Annotated in this window: 24 protein-coding genes and 1 tRNA gene; 12 read left to right on the forward strand and 13 right to left on the reverse strand. The window is 69.7% G+C overall.

Annotation, left to right across the window (positions count from 1 at the left end; all coding sequences use genetic code 11):
- Positions 1-185 precede the first annotated feature (185 nt).
- Positions 186-1106, reverse strand: a complete 921-nt coding sequence (locus FDZ84_RS15335; RefSeq protein WP_168586461.1) for a hypothetical protein — start codon at positions 1104-1106, stop codon at positions 186-188.
- Positions 1107-1166: 60 nt separating this feature from the next.
- On the opposite strand from FDZ84_RS15335, the gene FDZ84_RS15340 reads away from it, so the two are divergent.
- Together FDZ84_RS15340 and FDZ84_RS15345 are read left to right on the forward strand one after the other, a co-directional pair.
- Positions 1167-1418 carry a hypothetical protein gene (locus FDZ84_RS15340; protein ID WP_210435574.1) on the forward strand — a complete coding sequence of 84 codons (252 nt, stop codon included), beginning with the start codon at positions 1167-1169 and terminating at the stop codon, positions 1416-1418.
- Positions 1419-1810: 392 nt separating this feature from the next.
- Positions 1811-2458 (forward strand): hypothetical protein, encoded by a 648-nt coding sequence (locus tag FDZ84_RS15345; RefSeq protein WP_168586462.1) that lies wholly within the window; start codon positions 1811-1813, stop codon positions 2456-2458.
- A 32-nt stretch (positions 2459-2490) separates the two neighbouring features.
- Here FDZ84_RS15345 and FDZ84_RS15350 read toward each other — a convergent pair whose 3' ends face one another.
- From FDZ84_RS15350 to FDZ84_RS15360, 3 genes are all read right to left on the reverse strand, one after another.
- A complete protein-coding gene (locus FDZ84_RS15350) occupies positions 2491-3243 on the reverse strand; it encodes a hypothetical protein (protein WP_168586463.1) in 753 nt (250 codons plus the stop codon).
- A 192-nt stretch (positions 3244-3435) separates the two neighbouring features.
- A complete protein-coding gene (locus tag FDZ84_RS15355) occupies positions 3436-3927 on the reverse strand; it encodes a hypothetical protein (protein WP_168586464.1) in 492 nt (163 codons plus the stop codon).
- A 134-nt stretch (positions 3928-4061) separates the two neighbouring features.
- A tRNA-Arg gene (locus tag FDZ84_RS15360) sits at positions 4062-4134 on the reverse strand.
- A gap of 142 nt (positions 4135-4276) precedes the next feature.
- Between FDZ84_RS15360 and FDZ84_RS15365 the strand changes: the two genes are divergently transcribed.
- Positions 4277-6319: a tetratricopeptide repeat protein gene (locus tag FDZ84_RS15365; RefSeq protein WP_168586465.1), complete on the forward strand. Its 2043-nt coding sequence runs from the start codon at positions 4277-4279 to the stop codon at positions 6317-6319.
- Between the two features lie 28 nt (positions 6320-6347).
- Here the strand turns inward: FDZ84_RS15365 and FDZ84_RS15370 are convergent, their stop codons facing one another.
- The 7 genes from FDZ84_RS15370 to rpmB form a co-directional block, all read right to left on the reverse strand.
- Positions 6348-7637 carry a hypothetical protein gene (locus tag FDZ84_RS15370; RefSeq protein WP_246869031.1) on the reverse strand — a complete coding sequence of 430 codons (1290 nt, stop codon included), beginning with the start codon at positions 7635-7637 and terminating at the stop codon, positions 6348-6350.
- Positions 7638-7729: 92 nt separating this feature from the next.
- A complete protein-coding gene (locus FDZ84_RS15375) occupies positions 7730-9214 on the reverse strand; it encodes a diguanylate cyclase (protein WP_210435704.1) in 1485 nt (494 codons plus the stop codon).
- A gap of 87 nt (positions 9215-9301) precedes the next feature.
- A complete protein-coding gene (bluB, locus tag FDZ84_RS15380; RefSeq protein WP_168586466.1) occupies positions 9302-9982 on the reverse strand; it encodes a 5,6-dimethylbenzimidazole synthase in 681 nt (226 codons plus the stop codon).
- A gap of 179 nt (positions 9983-10161) precedes the next feature.
- On the reverse strand, positions 10162-10401 hold the full coding sequence (rpsR, locus tag FDZ84_RS15385) for a 30S ribosomal protein S18 (RefSeq protein WP_168586467.1): 240 nt from the start codon (positions 10399-10401) through the stop codon (positions 10162-10164).
- Between the two features lie 3 nt (positions 10402-10404).
- Positions 10405-10710: a 30S ribosomal protein S14 gene (gene rpsN / locus FDZ84_RS15390; protein WP_168586468.1), complete on the reverse strand. Its 306-nt coding sequence runs from the start codon at positions 10708-10710 to the stop codon at positions 10405-10407.
- A 65-nt stretch (positions 10711-10775) separates the two neighbouring features.
- The gene (gene rpmG / locus FDZ84_RS15395) at positions 10776-10943 is read right to left on the reverse strand and encodes a 50S ribosomal protein L33 (protein WP_010316403.1); all 168 of its coding nucleotides are present in this window, start codon (positions 10941-10943) and stop codon (positions 10776-10778) included.
- Positions 10943-11179: a 50S ribosomal protein L28 gene (rpmB, locus tag FDZ84_RS15400; RefSeq protein WP_168586469.1), complete on the reverse strand. Its 237-nt coding sequence runs from the start codon at positions 11177-11179 to the stop codon at positions 10943-10945. Before rpmB ends, rpmG begins: the two co-directional genes overlap by 1 nt.
- 97 nt (positions 11180-11276) lie before the next feature.
- On the opposite strand from rpmB, the gene mrf reads away from it, so the two are divergent.
- The 7 genes from mrf (at position 11277) to galT (ending at position 17481) form a co-directional block, all read left to right on the forward strand.
- Complete coding sequence (mrf, locus tag FDZ84_RS15405) at positions 11277-12533, forward strand: ribosome hibernation factor-recruiting GTPase MRF (protein WP_168586470.1); 1257 nt, start codon at positions 11277-11279, stop codon at positions 12531-12533.
- 123 nt (positions 12534-12656) lie between these two features.
- Positions 12657-12908 (forward strand): type B 50S ribosomal protein L31, encoded by a 252-nt coding sequence (locus FDZ84_RS15410; RefSeq protein WP_168586471.1) that lies wholly within the window; start codon positions 12657-12659, stop codon positions 12906-12908.
- 119 nt (positions 12909-13027) lie between these two features.
- Positions 13028-13180 carry a 50S ribosomal protein L32 gene (rpmF, locus tag FDZ84_RS15415; protein ID WP_168586472.1) on the forward strand — a complete coding sequence of 51 codons (153 nt, stop codon included), beginning with the start codon at positions 13028-13030 and terminating at the stop codon, positions 13178-13180.
- Positions 13181-13316: 136 nt separating this feature from the next.
- Positions 13317-14012 carry a response regulator transcription factor gene (locus FDZ84_RS15420; RefSeq protein WP_168586473.1) on the forward strand — a complete coding sequence of 232 codons (696 nt, stop codon included), beginning with the start codon at positions 13317-13319 and terminating at the stop codon, positions 14010-14012.
- Positions 14009-15439 carry a HAMP domain-containing sensor histidine kinase gene (locus FDZ84_RS15425; protein WP_168586474.1) on the forward strand — a complete coding sequence of 477 codons (1431 nt, stop codon included), beginning with the start codon at positions 14009-14011 and terminating at the stop codon, positions 15437-15439. Before FDZ84_RS15420 ends, FDZ84_RS15425 begins: the two co-directional genes overlap by 4 nt.
- Before the next feature lie 180 nt (positions 15440-15619).
- The gene (locus FDZ84_RS15430) at positions 15620-16411 is read left to right on the forward strand and encodes a DeoR/GlpR family DNA-binding transcription regulator (RefSeq protein ID WP_168586475.1); all 792 of its coding nucleotides are present in this window, start codon (positions 15620-15622) and stop codon (positions 16409-16411) included.
- A complete protein-coding gene (galT, locus tag FDZ84_RS15435; protein WP_168586476.1) occupies positions 16408-17481 on the forward strand; it encodes a galactose-1-phosphate uridylyltransferase in 1074 nt (357 codons plus the stop codon). The genes FDZ84_RS15430 and galT overlap by 4 nt, the downstream gene beginning before the upstream one ends.
- Before the next feature lie 128 nt (positions 17482-17609).
- On the opposite strand, the gene FDZ84_RS38875 is transcribed toward galT, so the two are convergent.
- On the reverse strand, positions 17610-18161 hold the full coding sequence (locus FDZ84_RS38875) for a hypothetical protein (protein WP_168586477.1): 552 nt from the start codon (positions 18159-18161) through the stop codon (positions 17610-17612).
- Positions 18162-18266: 105 nt separating this feature from the next.
- Between FDZ84_RS38875 and FDZ84_RS38880 the strand changes: the two genes are divergently transcribed.
- A complete protein-coding gene (locus FDZ84_RS38880; protein WP_168586478.1) occupies positions 18267-19223 on the forward strand; it encodes a S1C family serine protease in 957 nt (318 codons plus the stop codon).
- 256 nt (positions 19224-19479) lie between these two features.
- Positions 19480-19980 (forward strand): molybdenum cofactor biosynthesis protein B, encoded by a 501-nt coding sequence (locus FDZ84_RS15450; protein WP_168590083.1) that lies wholly within the window; start codon positions 19480-19482, stop codon positions 19978-19980.
- Positions 19981-20050: 70 nt separating this feature from the next.
- On the opposite strand, the gene FDZ84_RS15455 is transcribed toward FDZ84_RS15450, so the two are convergent.
- Entirely contained in the window at positions 20051-20320 is a 270-nt protein-coding gene (locus FDZ84_RS15455) for an antitoxin (protein ID WP_168586479.1), read from the reverse strand.
- Positions 20321-20327: the final 7 nt, after the last annotated feature.

Genomic DNA, 20327 nt, shown 5'->3' on the forward strand with positions numbered 1-20327 from the left:
CGACGGTCGAGCGCGAGTCCATGTAGGTCGGCGGCGTGGCCGAGCCCAGCAGTAGCCGGGCCAGCCAGGCGGGCAACCGCGACTCGAGTCGGCGCAGCAGACCGCCGCGAGCACGATGGGCACGACCAGTGTCGGCCCGGCGTCGCCGAGCGGATCCGTGAGCCAGGCCGGGGCGCCGGCGGTGATCAGCCAGGCGATCGGCGCGGACCAGGCGGCGGGAACGATCGTGTGCAGCCACGCGGTGAGCTGGTCGGACAGCCCGCGTCGCTCGCACCGCAGCGTCGTACTGCTCGGGACTGGGCGACTGTTGACGCCGTGGTAGTCCCACTCAAACCCGACGTAGAGCGTGTTCCCGTCGCCGGCGGGATTCGGCCCGGACGCGCGCGGGGGCGACGGTGGCGCTGCGGGCGACCAACGGGCGCTTGTAAGCGGCCAGGTACGCGGCGGCGTAGGCGTTGAGCTCGTCGCGGTTGGTGCTGGATGAGTGGTCGCTGTTGGCGTCTTCCAGCGCAGGCCACCCGGCATCCACAAGTTCGTTGCTGAACGCGGTGCCGAAGGTCTTGGCGTTCTCCTGCCCGTCGCCAGGGACAGCGACGTAGGAACACCGTGATCGACGTGGCGGAGGCCTTGACGCGCACCGCGGACACCACCACGCAGTTCATGCCGGACAGCGACGGCTCGGACGGGGTCGCCGACGCCACCCCTTGCACCACTTCAACGGTGAACTTGCGGTCGCCGGTGCCCTCCGCGGAGTCGACGACGCGGGCCACGATGAGGTCGATGCGCGGGTTGGTCTGGTCGGCCGGGGCGATATCGAGCGTCCCGGATGTGGGCAGGGTTCCGACGTAGCCCAGCTCCCCGGCCACCGGGATCACGCACTGCCCGGCGATGACCTGGACACCCATGCCCGGTTGGTCGAGGGCGACGACGCCGAGTTGCCCGTTGGAGCCTCCACCTCCGGGGAGCACTCCGGCTTCGCCGGTGAGGTTGCCGGGCGTGGTGTCGTAGCCGCCGGCGAATGCGGCGGCGAGCCCGGCGCGCATGTCGCGGGGGTCGAGCCGCTTGTTGACGAACCAGGGCGATAGTCCTTCGAGGACAGTAGGCATCGGCGAATCTCCTTTGCGGTCATCTTATTTCGCGTGATCGGTGAAGCCTGGTGGAACGAGGTGGAGATCTACTTCTCAGCAGTACAACGCAAAGTCGTGTCTCCCAACGACTTCACGGATCTGGTCGAGGTAGAACAACGACTTGCCGAATTCGAGAAGCGCTACAACGCGACCGCGAGGCCCTTCCAGTGGAAGTTCACCCAGGAGGACCTATCTGTCCTGCTGGTCCTGGTCAGCCAGCACGAACAACGGGACGCCGCCTCCGAGCTTCCCACAGCCCGCGTGATCGTCCCGAAGAAATTACGAAACTAACCGCAAAGTCGCCCGCTCAAGCATGCCTCAACCTTCATTACTTTTGGTGACGGTGGTGAGTCACGCTAAAGCGCAAGCCTCTCATGCAGTTGGCCTATCGCCATTGTAGGTAATTCGGCGCTACGGTGAAATCCGATTGATCACGGCATCATTTGAGCAGAGGAAAGGTATCTGACGTACCAACACTCTGCGTTGCAGAATGGACGCTCGGTGGCGGCGATGACCGGGGTCGTGGTCGACACCCGGTGTGGCTCGGTCGAAAAGCAGGAGGAGGACTTAGCGTGCCCGTTATAAGAGCCCTGAAGTCGTGGAGATCCGCCGTCGTGGCAGTGCTGAGCTTGAGTGCGCTCACGCTCACGGCAACGCCTGCGATGGCATCAGGAGACCGTTATGTGAACCTGCATCAGTGCGTGTACAGCAACGGTAGTTTCCTTTACACAAACGTCCTATCCAACACGCCCAACACGCCTTTCAACACCGGGACGAACGTCTCGGACACGCGTGACACCGCGGTAAAGTGCGGTCCCGCAACCACCGGTTGGAGGCTTGATTCACCGAACGTGGCCGTGCAATCCCTGGATAGGGTCCGCGGCCGGTATCTGAATCTGCATCAGTGCGTGTACACCAATGATCGATTCCTCTACACCAACGTGCTATCCAACACACCCAACACGCCCTTCAACACCGGAACAAATATCTCTTACACGCCTGATTCCGCGGTGAACTGCGGTCCTGCGGTCGTCGGTTGGAGACTTGATTCGGCGAACGTGGCCGTGCAATCCCTGGATCTAGCCAGCCGCCGGTACCTAAATCTTCATCAGTGCGTGTACAGCAACGGTAGTTTCCTTTACACAAACGTCCTATCCAACACGCCCAACACGCCTTTCAACACCGGGACGAACGTCTCGGACACGCGTGACACCGCGGTAAAGTGCGGTCCCGGGGCCGTCGGTTGGAGGCTTGATTCGGCGAACACGGCCGTGCTATCCCTGGACCTCGCCCCAGGCATGCTTCGGAATTTTTCTGGCGAGGCTCGGTAAGACCGTTCCTGAATTCTTACGAAACCGACCACTTAGTACCAGGCTTGACGGTGCTCGACGATCAGCAGCGCATCGGGATTCACGCCATCGGCGGACAGGGCGAACCCTTCGGTGCCGCCGGGCGAGACTTCGGGCCACGGGCCGTCGCGGGTCAGCAGCGAGCGGCGGTTGGCGGTGCCGCCGAGCAGCGGTTGATACCCGGGGTAGCCCTGGGCGGTGAACGCGCCGGTGTTGATGACCAGGAAATCGGCGGGGCCGAGGGTGCCGGAGTAGGACAACGTCGTGCTCGAGTCCACAGCCCACACCACCGGGCGGACCACGGGGCCGCGGATGGTCAGCAGTGGGGATGTGGGGGCGTTGCCGCCGTTGTAGACCCGGGCCACACCAGTGTTGGTCGGCTCCCCCGCGTCTACCCCGGGTTCGGTGGCGTTGACGCCCGGGTCGGTGGCGTCGACCCCGCCGGTGCCGGGTAGCGGCATGCCGGTGGAGGTGGATTCCCACGGCGCATACAGCCGCGGATCCGGCGCGGCGAGCTGGATCGACCAGCGGAACACGGTGTCGCTGATCGGCGCCGCGGACTGTGCGGCGTCCAGTTCGACGTCGGCGGCCAGACGGTGCCCGTCCTCGACGTCGGCCAGTTCGTAGAGCCGCCCACCATCGGCGCAGATTCCAGTGATGAGGCGTTGCGCCGCCCGCCGCGATTCCACCGACGCGCACGCGCACACGCCCTCGAGGGTGATGGATCCGTTCGCCGCGGTGGGCCCGGCCGCGGAACGAGCCGTCACCGCTGCGCGCGGTGCGGTCGGTCCGGGGCGCGGGCCCGTCGAACCACCCGGTGTCGCCGGTGACGAGCCATTCGCGGCCCTCGGCGTCGACGTCGCCGAGCACCAGGCCGTCAACGGTCCACGTCGCCGGTTGCGGGAATGCCTGGTTGAGCATGCGGCCCAACGCCACGTGGGGTCACCCCATCCGCAGGTTCAGGGCCATCTCGCGGCGGACCGCGGTGGCGATGGACTGTTCGGACTGGTCAGCCCGCGGGTAGACCTTGATCTCGATCGGCCGTGCCCCGCCCTCGGTGGCCCGGCCCCCGCTACTCGGGACGGCGCCCGGGGCCAGCCGGATAGTTCCCCCAGGATGTTCGCCGGACCGAGGAACCGCGTGGCCTCTGGGGTCAGCACCGCCTCGCCGGGCGAGAGCATCGCGGGTACGGAGTCGACACCCGGGGCGTAACCCGGGAGCACGCCGCCACCGGCAAGGCGAACCTCGTCGAGCTTGCCGAGCCCGAACACCCCGGCGATTCCGTTCCATACTGGACGGATGCCGTTGTTGTAGACGACATCGATCACGAACTGGATGGGTGCATGTACTTCGGCGCTCTTCGCCCGGAGGAGGCGGTTGACCTTCGTAAGCCCTTCCTGAAGCTCCCGGATCCGGCGCTCGGCCACCGCCCGAGTGGTTGAGCTGCTCACGATTTTCGTGGGCACGTATTTGGCACGAACACCCGGACAATGGGGATCACGACCGGACACAGCCGGACAATGTCCCGCCTGCTCCCTGGCCTCTTCTGGCAGGTCAGGGAGCGTTTGGGCCAGGTTGCAACTTGCGCCCCCGGCAGGATTCGAACCTGCGACACCCGCTTTAGGAGAGCGGTGCTCTATCCCCTGAGCTACGAGGGCTTGGTCTTCGACCCGTCTCGCAGCCTACCTGCACCGCCGTTCGCTGCCGACACCCGGTTGGCGTCCCGCACGTCCCACCGGTCGCAGGCTTCCGTCGCGTATCGTCAGATGATCGTTACCGTTCGGCGCCACTGGGGTGGGTATGGGCAACGAGAACAGCGGTTCGGTGCGCAACCTCGTGCAGATCGGGGCCGTTCACGGCGGCGTGCACTTCCGCGAGGAGCATGTGCCGCCGGGGCAGCTGTCTGCGGAGCCGGTCAACTTCGTCGATCGGGTGCCGGTGTGCGAAGCACTCGACGCGCTGTTGGCCGAGCGGCGCGGTGCTCGGGCCGCGTGCGTGGTGATCAGCGGGATCAACGGGGTCGGCAAGAGCGCGCTGTGCACTTACTGGTCGCACCGGGTGATCGGGGCGTTCGAGGACGGGCAGGTGGTGTTCGACTTCGACCTCGGGCGGCGGAGTCTCGACGAGGCCGCCGAGCACTGCTTGCGTTCGCTGGGCGTTGACGGTGACCGGATCCCGCTGGCGACGGACGACAAGATCGTCCTGCTGCGCAGCAGGACCAAGGGCCGGAAGCTGCTGTTCTTCTTCGACGACGTGGCCGACCTGGGGGAGATCGAGAAGTTGCTGCCCGCCTCGGAGGACAGCCTCGTGCTGTGCACAGCCCGAGAAGATGCCGCCGACCTGGTTCCGGACGGGGTTCGCCCGATTCGGCTGACCGCGCTCGATCCGCCGCATGCCCTCGACTACCTGCGGCGGAACGGGCTGCGGGCGCGGGTCGACGCCGAGCCCGCCGCTGCGGCGGAGCTCGTGGATCAGTGCGGCGGGTTGCCGATCGCGTTGCGCGTCGTCGCCGGTCTTTTGCAGCGGCGGGCGTCTTGGAGCATCGCGCGGGCGGTTCGGGAGCTCTCGGGCCGGCGGCGGAGGCACTTCCACAAGGTCTTCTCGGCCCTGGACCTCGCGGTCGGGGAGCTCCAGGCGACCGAGAAGGAACTGTACGCGTGGCTGGGTGTGTTCCCGGGCCCCGTGTTCTCGACCCGGGCGGTGGCGGCGTTAGCCGATCTCGCCGAGATCGACGCCGAATCCCGTCTCGCTGAGCTGCACAGGACGTGTCTGGTGGAAGAGAACGATCAAGAGCAGTACCTGCTCCACGACCTCGTGGACGAGCACGCCTCCTCCGAAGCCGTCCGGGCGCTCGGCGCCGCGAAGCGCGACGACGCGCTGCGGCGCCTCGTCGGTTGGTATCGGTTGCAGGGCGCCTTCGCCGACCGGATGGTGATGGAGCCGAGCCGCCTCCGCGTCGTGGACGACGACGTCGCCGGGGAAAATCCCTTCGCCACTCGGGAAGAAGCGCTGGAGTGGCTGGAGCGGGAGCGGGTCAACCTGCTCGGCATAGTTCGGTTGGCAGAAGAAAGTGGTTTGCGCGTCGACGTGATCGCGCTCTGCGACGGTCCATTGTGGGCGCTGCACAACCAGCATAAGCACTATTCCGACACGTTGGGGGCTTTGGAACTGGCCATCAGGTGCGCACGGGAGATCGAGGATCCCGTCGCGGAGTCCCGGATGCGGAGCCTTCGCGGGCAGCTGCTGATGGAGTGCGACGAGCTCGCCGAAGCGCAGGAGGAATGCGCGCAGGCCGTCGCCGTGGCGGAGCGAGCCGGGCATCGGCGGATCCTGGCTTCCGCACTGGAATTCCAGGGCAAGGTGATGCACGCGCTCGGCGAATTCGACGGAGCAGTCGGGAATTTCGAGCGGTCGCGGCGGCTCAACGAGGAGTTGGGGCGCCGTCGCGGCATGGCGCTGCAGGAATACCTGATGGGCAAGTCGTTTTCCGGGCTCGGCCGCCACGACGAGGCCCTGGAGGTGTTGCGGGCCGCCCTGGAGCGGATCGCGGAATTCCCCGAGGACAAGCGGACTCCTGGAAAGATCAGGGTCGCCGCGGCTCGGGCGCACCAGTCGCTCGGCCAGCACGAGCAGGCCATCGCGCTGCTCCAGGACGCCATTACCACGACGCGGGAGCGGCAGGCATCCTTCGACCTCGCCGAGCCGTTGGAACTGCTCGCCGACTCGCTCGCCGCGACCGGGCAGCCGGGCTCGCGGGACTGCCTGAATGAGGCGCTGGCGATCTACGAGCAGGCGCAGAGCCCGAAGGCGGAGCGGGTGCAGCGCAAGCTCGATCGTGAGTGATCGTTCCGGCTCTTACCGGAACGGTCACTCACGAGTGGAACAGGTCCACCGGCTCCGGACGGGCAGGCCACGGCGGCTCCGGGAGTTCCAGCCGCCGGTAGATCAGCTCGCGAAGGCGCTGGTAGGGGCCGTCGTGGAAGGCCAGGTCGGCGAGCTGCCGATGATCCGGGATCGGCCGCGCCGCATCGATCTGCGCCCGCACGTCCCCGGCCGGGTCCAGGCGTTCCGCCCGTCCTCTCAGCAGCGCCATCGGGGAGCCGGGCACCACCTCGCCGGTGCCGAAAGCCGCCAGTAGCAGCGGTTTTCCCAGCGCGGCAGCGTAAAACGACAGCGACCCGTGATCGGAGACGACCACGTCCGCGGCGACCAGCGCGGCCTGCCACTTGCGTAGCTTTGGAACCAGGACGAGCCCGTTGCGCAGGGCCGTCCGCAGCCAGGTTTCGAGCTGCAGGCCGCCATGCCTGCTCCAGACGTTCGGGTGCAGCACCAGCGCCACCTGGTAGTCGGCGGGTAGCGCGGCGACCAACTGTTGCGCCAGCCCGCCTTGTTGGCGGAACAGCGAATGCGGGCCCCAGGTCGAGGCCAGGACCACCAGTTTTCGCGGGCCGGTGCCGAGGGCCGCGCGGTACTGCCCGCGCATCGGCAGGCTGACCTGCAGGCGCGCGAAGCAGGGGTCGCCGATCACCTCGGCGCGGGGGACCGCTTCCGGGCAGCTGCGCCGCAGCTCGGCCAGTTGGTTCGGGTGCGAGAGGCCGACGACCGCCGGGACCACCCGGCCCTCGTGCATCAGCTGGGCGGTGGACAGGCCCGAAATTTCCTGTGCCACACCGGTTTCCGTGGCGCGGAGCTTGTGGTGTCCGGCGCCGTGCGGCAGCGTCAGCACCGGGACCTCCAGCTCGTGCAGCGGGCCGTTGCCGCTCGGCGAGATCGCGAAGTCGAAGTCCTTGCCGATGGCCTGCTCCCAGTCCACGACCTGCGCCTGCGAGCGGTGCAGCTCGTCGGCGAGGTTCGCGGCGAACTCCGATCCCTTGGCCACCGCGAAGCGGGTCTCCACCCGCATGTCGTCCGCGAGCACCGGGAGCACGTCCAGCAGGCGGTCCAGCGTGGCCAGAGTTCTCACGAGACAGAGGATCCGGCGCTGCACCGGCGCGGAGTCCCAGCGCCCAGCCCGGTCCCGCCCAGCGGACATCGCCGCCACCAGCGGGCTTCCGGGCTTCCGGGCTTCCGGGCTTCCGGGCTTCCGGGCTTCCGGGCTTCCGGGCTTCCGGGCTTCCGGGCTTCCGGGCTTCCGGGCTTCCGGGCTTCCGGCGTCAATCATCGATTCTACCTTGCTGCGCAAGGGAAATCCGCCGCCATCGGGGCGCAGCGTGGTGGGCACGGCGACCGATCCTAACCGGAGCCGGATCCGCCTCAACCCGCGGTCGACCGGTCCGCGGCCGACCGGTCGCCGTCGATCTCCCAGCGGTTGCGCCCGCCCCGCTTCGCCCGGTACAGCGCGATGTCGGCGGCGGCGAACAGGTGCTCTAGGTTCGCCGGGCCAGCCGCGACCCCGATGCTCACCGTCTTCGGCCTCGTCGTCCGCCCGAGCACCAGCTGCCAGTCGTGCCGGTGCACCGCGGCGCGGATCCGTTCGGCGACGATCGGCCCGGCGTCGCGGGATTCCTCGGAGGCGTCGACGAGCAGCACCACGAACTCGTCGCCGGCCCACCGGCAGAGCAGGTCGTCGGCGCGGCATTCGCGGCGCAGCAGCTGCGCGACTTCCTGGAGCACGACGTCGCCCGCGGTGTGGCCCGCGAGGTCGTTGACGTCCTTGAACCAGTCCACGTCCAGCAGCAACAGCCACGGCACCCGCCCGGCCGCGGCGGTGCTCTCGAGCAGTATGGGCGCGCGCCGCTCCAGACCGAGTCGGTTGGTCAGACCGGTCAGCGGGTCGCGTAGCGCGGCTTCCTGCGCGGCCACCGCCATGCGCTGCGCCTGCACCGCCACGCGGCGCTGCTCCAAGGCCTGCCCCAAGCCCTCCTGCAGCACGTCCACGGCCGTGCTGCCCGCGGCGACCGTTCGCCGCAGCGCGGCGGATTCACCGACCGGGTCGGACAGCTCCTCGCAGATCGCCGCCAGGTCGAGGGAGAACTGCATCATCAGCATGGTGTCGCGGATCGTTTCGGCGCCGTCCAGGGCGCGGCTGGCGAACGTCCGGGCCTCCCCCAGGCGGCCCTGGTCGCGGCGCACCACCGCCAGCACCCAGTTCGCCACCGACGTCGTGAACCAGTCGTCGGCGGCCCGCCCCAGCGCCAGCGACTCCAGGGCGGCCTGTTCCGCGGCTGCCGTGTCGCCGACACCGGCCAGCGCCCGCGCGAAACCTGCCAGCGCCGAGCGCTTCACCTGACCCGGCTTGGACAGCGCCTGCGACTCGTCGAAGAGGTCGCGGGCCAACGTGAACTGCGTCGCCCCCGATTCGTCCGGGCGCGTGATGGCGCGGAACACCCGCGCGTTGCCCTCCCTGTTCAGGCAGTGCGCCAGCGCCGCCTGGTCGCCGGAGTCGCGGGCGATCTGCACCGAGAGCGCCATCAGGTTCAGCGCCGGGCCGCGGTGGCCGATCGTCTCCAACAGGTAGCCGAGCATGCTGATGGTGTGGGCGGCCGCCGCGCCCTCGGGGCGGTCCACGTCCAGGTCGGTCCAGCCCTCGGCGATCAGCTCCAGGGCGAGCGGGATGCGCTCCAAGCGCCACGCCACCGAGGCCCGGTGCACCAGCACGGTGGGCCGGTTCCACTGCTCGTCGACGTGGTTCGCCCCGGCCGCGAGCAGCTCGTCGAACGCCGCGTTGGCCTCTGCGAAACGGCCGGAGTCCAGCAACAACCGCACGTGGCGGTCTTGGGCCGGCAGGTGGCCGACCATCAGCGGATCATCCTGCTGCACCGCGTCCTCGCTGGAGCGCACCTAGTAATGGAACCGCGTGCCGGAGCGGTTTTCGTGGCCTACAGGCTACCGGTTGCGACCGTGGCCGTACTTGTCGTAGTGGACAACCTGCTCCAGCGGCAACCGCTGCCGCCAGCCTTGACGTTCCAGGTCAGGTGTGTCCGCCAGGGCCCGCACCGGTCCAACGCACAACCATGCCACCGGACGCACCCCCTGCGGAATGCCCAGCAGGCGGCGGAGGAACTCCTCGCGGTAGAAGCTGACCCAACCGACGCCCAGGCCTTCGGCGGTGGCGGCCAGCCACAGGTTCTGGATGGCCAGGCACACCGAGTACAGGCCGGCGTCGGCGATCGCGTGGCGGCCGAGCACCTGGGGTGCGCCGCGGTTCGGGTCGTAGGTGACGGCGATGCCCAGCGAGGACTCCACGATGCCCTCGACCTTGATCTTGGCGAAGGTCTCGGCGCGTTCCCCGTCGAGCTGGGCGGCGAACACGCTGCGTTCGGCCAGCACGTGCTCGCGGAAGGAGCGGCGGATGACGTCGTCGCGGACCAGGACGAAGTCCCACGGTTGGGACAGGCCGACGCTGGGCGCGCTGTGCGCGGCGGTCAGCACGCGGCGCAGCACGGGGTCGGGGAGTTCGCCGCCGGTGAACTCCCGGCGCACGTCGCGGCGGCGGTTGATCACGTCGTAGAGGTCGGCGGCGGGGGCGGTTTCGGTCAGCTTCGGGGCTCGGCGGGCAATCGTCATCGCCGCCCATCCTGCCGCGCCGCTGGGGCAAGGGGGTAAGGGGCACCCGTGCCTGGCCGCCCGCAACACCTGCTACCGGACGGGGCAGGGGGACGAGTTATGCCCGGTCAGGACCCGTGAGTGCTTTGGGGCGCCATAGCACCCCAAAGCACTCACGGCCCTTCACCTGGGCGAACGCCTCATTTGCGGCCGTTCGACGGGTAGGGGAGGAGCGCCATCTCGCGGGCGTTCTTGATCGCCTTCGCCACCTCGCGCTGCTCCTGCGCGGTCAGGCCGGTGACGCGGTGAGAGCGGATCTTGCCCCGGTCGGAGATGAACTTGCGCAGCAGCGAGGTGTCCTTCCAGTCCACCTGGACGACGCCTTCGCGCTGGAGGAGGTTGGGCTTGCGGCGGCCGCTGGGCCGATCGTTGTTGCGCACGGCTCACCAACTCGACTTCGTCACGCCGGGCAGCTCGCCGGAGTGCGCGAGCTCGCGCAGCCGCACCCGGGAGACGCCGAACTTGCGGAAGTAGCCGCGCGGCCTCCCGTCGACGGCGTCGCGGTTGCGCAGCCGCACCCGGCTCGCGTTGCGCGGCTGGCGCTGCAGTTCACGCTGTGCGGCCTCGCGTTCCTCCGGGCTGCTCCCGGGGGCGACGATGATCTTCTTCAGCTCGGCCCGCCGCTCGGCGTAGCGGGCGACGATCTCGCGGCGCTGCTCGTTGCGCGCGATCTTGGACTTCTTGGCCACTTGGCCGTTCCTTTCAACTCTCCGGGCTCGCGAATGCTCACTGGTCAAGAGCCGGGAATCACCGTCTAGCGTTCTTCGCGGAATTCGACGTGCTTGCGGGCGACCGGGTCGTACTTGCGGAGGACCAGGCGGTCCGGGTCGTTCCGGCGGTTCTTGGTGGTCACGTAGGTGAAGCCGGTGCCGGCCGTGGACCGCAGCTTGATCACCGGGCGGACGTCGGTGCTCTTGGCCATCAGATGCGCTCCCCTCGCGCTCGCATCTCGGCCACCACGGCCTCGATGCCCCGCTTCTCGATCGTCTTCATGCCCTTCGTCGACACGCGCAGCCGGACCCAGCGGTTCTCGGACGGCAGCCAGTAGCGCCGCCGTTGCACGTTGGGCAGCCAGCGGCGGCGAGTGCGGTGGTTGGAGTGGGAGACCTGGTTGCCGTAGCCGGGTTTCTTCCCGGTCACCTGGCAGCGGATGGACATGACCTTCCTCTCGATAATGACATTCGTTTTCATTTCGCCGCTGTCGAGGGTAGCGTGTGTCCGCATCAGATGAAAACCGTTGTCGATTGAGGTGGGGATGGGAACCGAGTCGTCCGCGAACCGGCGGATTCCGCTGATCATGGTGGCCGGGATCCGCGCGGGGCAGGTCGCGGCGGCAGCCGAAACGGCCCGGCGGGAAGACCCGGCGGGCACCGCGCTCGTGCACCACGACCTGCGCCAAGTCGCCCAGGGCGTCGTTCGGCGCCTGGTCCGTCACGGCGACAGCGAGAGCACCGAGATCCTGGAGCTCGCGCACGGCTGCGTGTCCTGCACGCTGCGCCTGGACATGCTGCCGCTGCTGCGGAGGCTGTCCGCCGCGCCCGATGTGACGCGGATCGTCGTGCAGCTCGATCCGGCGCTGGAGCCGGAAACCATCTGCTGGGCGCTGCAGCACGTCCTGGTGGACGACCGCCCCCTCGCCAGCGACGTCGACGTCCAGGCCGTGGTCACCACCGTCGACCTGGCGACCTGGTTCGCCGATGCGACCGGCGAGGAGGAGCTCGTCGAGCGAGGGCTCGGCGGCAGCGCGGACGACGAGCGCACCGTCGCCCAGGTCGCGGTGGGGCAGGTCGAATTCGCCGACGCGATCGTGCTCGCCGGACGTGCCGACGACCGGTGGAACCAGGTGCGCACCGAGGCCGTGATCGCCCGGCTCACGCCCAACGCGCCCGGCATGCACCTCGACGACCTGGACGTTTCCGCGTTGCTGGCCAAGGTGCCCGCCGACGCGCGCCGCGGCGAAGTCGACGGGCCGCAGGGGCGATTGCTGCGCGGGCAGCCGTCGCTGGAAACCGATGCCGGGGTGTCGGTGGTGCTCTTCGAGGAGCGCCGGCCGTTCCACCCGGAGCGGCTGCACCAGGCGATCGACGTGCTGCTGGACGGCGTGGTGCGCACCCGCGGCCGCGTCTGGGTCGCCAGCCAGCCGGGCGTCGCGCTGTGGCTGGAGTCCGCGGGCGGTGGACTCGGCGTCGCGCACGCCGGGCCGTGGCTGGCCGCGCTGGAGCCGGACCAGTGGGCCGACGTTTCGCCGGAACGGCAGGTGAGGGCCTCGCTGACCTGGGACGACTACTACGGCGACCGGATGCAGGAGCTGGTCGTGATCGTCCACGAGGCCAACCCGGAGGACATCGCCCACGCCCTGCGCCACGCCCTGCTCACCGACGACGAGCTCGCCGGGGGCGAGCGCGCGTGGGCGAGCTACGAGGACCCGTTCGGCGAGTGGCACACCGACCCGTGCGGCGACGACCCGGCGGAGACCACCGCGGACGCCACCGGCGAGACCGGCATCCGGTAGCGCGTCGCCGGGCGGCGATTTCGCGCGAAATCGGCACTTTCCACGCGTGCCGGGCGGCGATTTCGCGCGAAATCGCCGCGCTCCCGCCAGCGGCTCCGCGCCGAAAACCTACGAGGAGAAGTCATGAAGCCAGGAATCCATCCCGAGTACCGGCCCGTCGTGTTCCAGGACCGCACGACCGGGGACCGGTTCCTGTCCCGCTCCACCGCCACGTCCGACACGCGGACGGAGTGGGAGGACGGCAACACCTACCCGCTGATCGTGATCGACGTGACCGCCTACTCGCACCCGTTCTGGACCGGCAACCAGCGGGTCCTGGACACCCAGGGCCGGGTCGAGAAGTTCCGCCGCCGCTACGGCGACCGGATCCGCTGACAGCGGCGACGCGACCGGATCTGCTCGCGAGTTTTTGGAGCGAACGGCCTGTTTGCCTCGTCAGAGGAGGCGGACAGGCCGAGCGCTCCGCCCATCAATGCAACGACGAGAGGACCGCCATGGCCGTTCCGAAGCGGAAGATGTCCCGCAGCAACACCCGCCACCGCCGATCGCAGTGGAAGGCGACGGCACCCGATCTGGTGCCGATCGTCGTCGACGGGCAGCGCAAGCTGGTGCCGCGCGCGCTCATCAGGCACTTCCAGCAGCGGTGACCGATCCGGCGCGCGCGATCACCCCGGGTGACGGCGCGCGCCGGGATCACGCCGAAGTGGAGACGGATGTCACGAGGTGTCGCGACGCACGGCGGGTTCTCAGCTGCTTCTCAGGGCTAGGGGTAAGACTGTTCCCATGCGCATCCTCGTCGTCGACGACGATCGTGCCGTGCGGGAATCGCTGCGAAGGTCGTTGCAGTTCAACGGGTACCAGGTCGAGCTCGCTGCGGACGGTCAACAGGCACTGGACTTCCTGGCCGGCAACCGTCCGGACGCCATGGTGCTCGACGTGATGATGCCCCGCCTGGACGGCTTGGAGGTCGCGCGGCGCCTCCGTAGCACCGGGGACGACCTGCCGATCCTGGTGCTCACCGCTCGCGACGCCGTGTCCGACCGGGTCGCCGGGCTCGACGCGGGCGCCGACGACTACCTGCCAAAGCCGTTCGCGCTCGAAGAGCTCCTCGCCCGGCTGCGCGCGCTGCTGCGCCGCGCCACCCCGCCGGAGGCCGGGCAGGACGCGCAGCCGGCCGCGCTGCACTTCGCCGACCTGGAGCTGGACCCGGGCACCCGCGATGTCCGCCGCGGGGAGCGCCCGATCAGCCTGACCCGCACCGAGTTCGCCCTGCTGGAACTGCTGATGGCGCACCCCAAGCAGGTGCTGACCCGCAGCCGCCTGCTGGAGGACGTGTGGGGCTACGACTTCCCGACCTCGGGCAACGCCCTGGAGGTCTACATCGGATACCTGCGCCGCAAGACCGAGGCCGAGGGTGAGCCGCGGTTGATTCACACGGTCCGCGGCGTCGGCTACGTGCTCCGCGAGACGCCGCCGTGACAGTCCCCGCACCACCTCCGCCCGACCTCGACCCGCAAGAGCGCCCGAAAGGCCGGTTCCAGCGCGTCTCGCTGCGCAACCGGGTCACCTGGCTGGCCGCGATCTGCGTGGCCGGCGCGGTCGCGCTGGTGTCGGTCGCGGCCTTCATCACCGTGCGCGACAGCCTCTACCAGCAGTTGGACGACAACCTCACCGAGCGCGCGGTGGAAGCGGCCGATGGCCCGCTGGTGCGTACCTCGGACCTGCAGCAGGTGCCGGTGGCGTTCTTCGTGGCGCAGAACTTCAAGATCAGCGTGCTGTCCGCGGACGGCGTCGTGGTCGGCCCGAACGACCGGCCGCCGATCAGCCTCGACGAGCTGGCGGTCGCCAAGGGCCAGACCGGCGAGTCGCTGCGCACCGATCAGCGCACCAACAGCCGCGTGGTGGCGGTCCCGACCGGGCAGAACGCCGCGCTGGTGATGTCCACGTCGCTGCAACCCACGCAGCGGACGCTCGCGCAGCTGAGCGTGGTGCTGGTGGTGATGGGCGGTGCCGGGATCTTGCTCGCGGCGGCCGCCGGGACCGCGGTGGCCCGCGCCGGGCTGCGGCCGGTGCAGCGGCTGACCGCGGCCACCGAGCGCGTCGCGCTCACCGGTGACCTGCGCCCGATCCCGGTCGGCGGCGACGACGAGCTGGCCCGCCTGACCACGAGTTTCAATAAGATGCTCGGCGCCCTGGCCGAGTCGCAGGAACGGCAGCGGCGTTTGGTTGCCGACGCCGGTCACGAGCTGCGCACCCCGCTGACCTCGCTGCGCACCAACCTGGAGCTGCTGATGGCCTCGGCCCGGCCGGACGCGCCGAAGCTGTCCGAGCAGGACCGGGCGGAGATGTTCACCGACGTCCAGGCGCAGGTGATGGAGCTGTCCGCGCTGGTCGGCGACCTCGTCGAGCTGGCCAGGGAGGACACCCCGCAGGCCGTGCATGAGCCGGTGGACCTGGTCGAAGTCGTGGAGCGCGCGTTGAGCCGCGCGAGGCGCCGGGCGCCGCGCATCGAGTTCGACGTCCGCCTGGAGCCGTGGGTGATGATGGGCGACGCGACCGCGCTGGAGCGGGCGGTGCTGAACCTGCTGGACAACGCCGCGAAGTGGAGCCCGGACGGCGGCCGGGTGCGGGTGGACCTGCATCCGGCCGCGAACGGCGCGACCACCGAGCTGGAGGTCGCCGACAGCGGGCCCGGCATCGCCGCGGCGGACCGGCCGTACGTGTTCGAGCGCTTCTACCGGTCTTCCGACGCGCGGACCCTGCCGGGCTCCGGGCTCGGCCTGTCGATCGTCAAGCAGGTCGCGGAGCGCCACGGCGGGACGGTCTGGGCCGGTGAGGCGCCCGAGGGCGGGGCGCTCCTGCGCATGGCGCTGCCGGGCAGCCCGCCGTACATCGAACATCAATGAACACTCTGCTTCGTCCGCTGTGTCGGATTGCTGTGCCATTCGCGAGTCGCCGGTTCGGGTAATGTTGGTTCTTGTTTGCTTGGGCTGCGTGGGTAGGCTCGTGAGTGTTGGTGCCGGTAAGAACCGGAACGAACACTCACGAGCCCTACGCGGCCCCGACGGGCTGAGGGGACGGGTGGAGTGCTCGCGCGGCAACGCCAGGAAGTGATCCTCGACGAGGTGCGGCGCACCGGGGCGGTGCAGGTCGGCGACCTGGTGCAGCGGCTGGGCGTGTCGGACATGACGATCCGCCGCGACCTCGACGCGCTGTCCCGCCGTGGTCTGGTGGAGAAGGTCTACGGCGGCGCAACCTCGATGATCGGCCGCAGCACCGACGAGCCGGGCTTCGAGGCGAAGTCGGTGCGGCAGCTCGCCGAGAAGGAGGCGATCGCGCGGTTGGCCGCCGAACAGGTCCGCCCGGGCACCGCGATCGGCCTGTCCGCGGGAACGACCACCTGGACGCTCGCGCGGCACCTCGACGAGGTCGCCGACCTGACGGTGGTGACCAACTCCGTGCGAATAGCCGACGCCCTGGAGCAGCGCGGCCGCACCGACCGCACCGTGGTGCTCACCGGGGGCGTCCGCACCCCGTCGGATGCGCTGGTCGGGCCCGTCGCGGTGCAGGCGCTGCGCTCCCTGCACCTGGACCTGGTGTTCCTCGGGGTGCATGGGATGGCGCCGCGGGCCGGTTTCACCACCCCGAACCTGAACGAGAGCGAAACGAACCGGGCGCTGGCCGAGGCGGCAGGCCGGTTGGTCGTGGTCGCCGACAGCTCCAAGTGGTCGACGGTCGGGATCTCCACGATCGTCGACTTCGACGAGGTCGATCTGCTGATCAGCGACCAGGGCCTGCCGGGCGACGCGCGCCAGTTGCTGACCGAGCACGTCGAGCTGCTGCTGGCCGATCAGCAGGGCGTGGAGGAGGAGCGGTGAAGCGGACGGCGCGATGCCTGGCCGACGGCCGGGAGATCATCTACTTCGACGCCGACCCGGCGCGTACCCGGGATGCCGACGACACCAGGGACCTGCCGCCGCAGGCCCCGGCTTCGGAGATGCGACGGGACCCGCTGACCGGCGAGTGGGTCGCGATCGCCGCGCACCGGCAGGCGCGGACCTACAAGCCGCCAGCCAAGCTGTGCCCGCTGTGCCCGAGCGCCCCCGGGAGGCCCACCGAGATCCCGGAGCCCGACTACGACGTCGTCGTGTTCGAGAACCAGTTCCCGTCGTTCGCCCAGGGCATTCCCGGCGCCGAGTCCACTGTGGAGGGAATGCCGATGGTGCCGGTCGCGCCCGCGAGCGGCCGCTGCGAGGTGGTGTGCTTCACCTCCGACCACAACTCGTCGTTCGGTGAGCTCAGCCCACCGCAGGCGCGGACTGTGGTGGACGTCTGGGCCGACCGGACCGCCGGCCTGGCCGAGACGCCCGGCGTCGAGCAGGTGTTCTGCTTCGAGAACCGCGGTGAGGAGATCGGCGTCACCCTGCACCACCCGCACGGCCAGATCTACGGATATCCGTTCGTGACGCCCAAGACGGAGAAGATGCTGCAGGTCGCCGAGAAGTACCTCGCGCAGCACGGTCGGCACCTGCAGGGCGACGTGCTCGCCGCCGAGCGCGCGGCGGGGGAGCGGGTGATCGTCGACTCCGAGCACTGGACCGCCTTCGTGCCCGCGGCCGCGCGGTGGCCGGTCGGGGTGCACCTCGTGCCGCACCGCCAGGTGCCGGACATCGTGGCGCTCACCGACGCCGAACGCGACGACTTCGCGGTGACGTACCTGGACATCCTGCGCCGCCTCGACGGGCTCTACGACCGCCCGCTGCCCTACATCGCGGCCTGGCACCAGGCGCCGGTGCGCACCGGCCGGGAGCTTTCCTGGCTGCACCTGGAGGTCTTCTCGGTGCTGCGCTCGGCGGACAAGCTGAAGTACCTCGCGGGCTCGGAGTCTGGCATGGCGGTGTGGATCAACGACGTCACCCCTGAGCAGATCGCCGCCCGGCTGCGGTAATCCGCCCCTCGACGTCCGAAGCGCCGTGCCGGAGGGGCCGTGAGTACTTTTGGGGGCTCCAACGCCCAAAAGCGCTCACGGGGCGCGTCGGAGATCACAGGCCGCGCCAACGGTTATCAGGCAGACCCTCAGCCTGGTCTCAGACACTTCTCAGCCATCTGGAGCAAGGTGGAGCCATGACCGAACACACCCCGGGCGACTCCGGCAATCAGCCGGAAGAACCGAAGCCGCAGGCGAATGGGCCCGCCGCGGGCACCGGCGACACGCCACCAGCCGGGGTGCCGCTGCAGCCCCAGCAGCAACAGCCCCAGCAGCCCCAAGCTCCGGCTCAGCCGCAGGCGCAGCACCAGGCCCAGTCCCAGCAACCCCAGCAGGCGCAGCACCAAGCTGAGCACGCTCAACAGCAGCACCCTCAACAGCAGCACCCTCAACAGCAGCACGCTCAACAGCAGCACGCTCAACAGCAGCAAGCCCATTATCAGCAACCCCAGCCCCAAGCCGAGCACGCTCAACAGCAGCATGCCCATCACCAGCAAACTCAGCCCCAGCAGCAACATTCCCATCACCAGGCTGGGGCGGCGCAGCCGCCGCACTCGACGCAGCAGTTCCCGCATTCGCAGCCGTGGCCTTCGGGGGGCTACGGCGCGCCGGTCCAGCCGCCCCAGCAGCGAAACCGGCACGGCGGGCTGATCGCAGGTGCGGCGGCGCTAGCGCTGGTCGCGGGCCTGGTCGGCGGCGGCGTCGGCGGGTACGTCGGGTACCAGCTCGGCGGTGACAAGGGCGCCGTGACCTCGCTGGAGCAACCGCGGCCGGCGCGCAGTGCGAGCACCGCGCCGCAGGGCTCGGTGCAGCAGGTCGCCGAGAAGGTGCTGCCCAGCGTCGTCCAGCTGCAGCTGGTGACCGCGCGCGGCGCCGGCGAGGGCTCCGGGATCGTGCTCAGCAGCGACGGCTACATCCTCACCAACAACCACGTCGTCGACGGCGGCGGGCAGCGCGGCCAGCTGACCGCGCTGTTCCACGACAACCGCTCGGCTTCGGTGCGGGTCGTCGGCACCGACCCGTCGTCCGACCTCGCGGTGGTGAAGGCCGACATCACCGGCCTCACCCCGGTCGGGCTCGGCCGCAGCGACGACCTGCCGGTCGGTGCGCCAGTGGTGGCCATTGGTTCGCCGTTCGGCCTCTCCGGAACCGTGACCAGCGGCATCATCAGCGCCAAGGACCGCCCGGTGCGCGCCGGTGGGGAGTCCGGCAGCGAGGACACCGTGCTCAACGCGCTGCAGACCGACGCCGCGATCAACCCCGGCAACTCCGGCGGCCCGCTGGTCGACATGGACGGCAACGTGGTGGGCATCAACTCGGCGATCTACAGCCCGGGTTCGGGCCAGCAGCAGGCCGGTTCGGTCGGGCTCGGCTTCGCGATCCCGATCGACCAGGCCAGGCGCATCGCCACCGAGCTGAAGGACACCGGCTCGGCCACCCAGACGACCCTGGGCGTCCGGATCAGCAACGCTCAGCAACCCGGCGCGCAGGTCCGCGACGTCACCGCGGGCGGACCCGCCCAGCAGGCCGGGGTCCAGTCCGGCGACGTCATCACCAAGATCGACGACCGGGCGATCGTGGACTCCGACTCCCTGGTGGCCGCGGTCCGCTCGCACAGCCCCGGGGACCGGGTGCGGATCTCCATCACCGGCACGGGCGGCGATCGCACCGTGGACGCCACCCTGACCGGCCAGAAGGGGTGATCAGAACGCACGGCCGGTTCGCCGGCCGTGTGCCGCGTCGACCGCGCCGGGCTGCCCTGCCCCCTCCGAGCCGCCCGGCGCGGTCGACGGCTCGGCATCGCACAACGGTCAAAAATCAACTCGGGGACATCGCAGGACTTGGAGGAACATGTCCGACGAAACAGGCACCGTGGTTCCGCGCAGGCCGGTGAGGATTGTCGATCTCACCAACTCGTTGGATCTGACCGAGGAGACCCTTGGCACTACGGTTACCGGCATGGAACGCAGCGCGCAGCGGCTGGGGCGGGCCCTCGTGGTCGTGGTGGACGATCGGGTCGCCCAGGGCGAGCAGGAAGACAACATCGGTCCGTTGGTGACCGAGTTGCTGGAGGAAGCCGGTTTCATCGTCGACGGTACCGTCGCGGTGGCCGGGGAGACCGTCGACATCCGCAACGCGCTGAACACCGCGGTGATCGGCGGGGTCGACGTGGTGATCACCGTCGGCGGCACCGGTGTGTCGCCCCGGGATGTCACGCCGGATGCGACGGCGGGGGTCCTGGACCGCCCGGTCCCGGGCATCGCGGAAGCCCTGCGGGCCTCCGGGCTGGCGGCGGGCGCGGTCGAGGCCGGGGTGTCGCGAGGCCTGGTCGGGGTCTCCGGCAGCACGCTGGTGGTGAACCTGGCGGGTTCCCGGGCCTCGGTCCGGGACGGCATGGCGACCCTGACCCCCCTGGTGACCCACGTGATCGAACAGCTCTCGGGCCTGGAAACGACCTGACCTGAAGACGAAGCGGTGGCGGCTCCGAGCGGAGCCGCCACCGCCTGTTCTCTTCGGGTTCCGGTTGGCGTCAGGGGGTTTTCGGGCCAGGTTCGGTCGGGCCGCCCTTTTCCCCCGGTCCCTTGTCACCGGGGCCGTGGCCGTCCCGCTTGAGGATGCCCTCGACCTTGTGGCTGACGTTCTCGATCTTGTCGTGGTACTTGCCGCCGGTGGCCTTGTCCAGGCTCGACTTGGCGGCGTCGAGTCCCTTCGCCGCGCTGGGGCCTGCCTTCTCGGCGAGTTCTTCGGCCTTGTCCTTGGCCTGGTTCGCCAGTTCCTTGGCCTTGTCCAGGAAACTCATCTCTTGC

The organism is Saccharopolyspora sp. ASAGF58 (assembly GCF_012277335.1).
Classification (GTDB): domain Bacteria; phylum Actinomycetota; class Actinomycetes; order Mycobacteriales; family Pseudonocardiaceae; genus Saccharopolyspora; species Saccharopolyspora hattusasensis.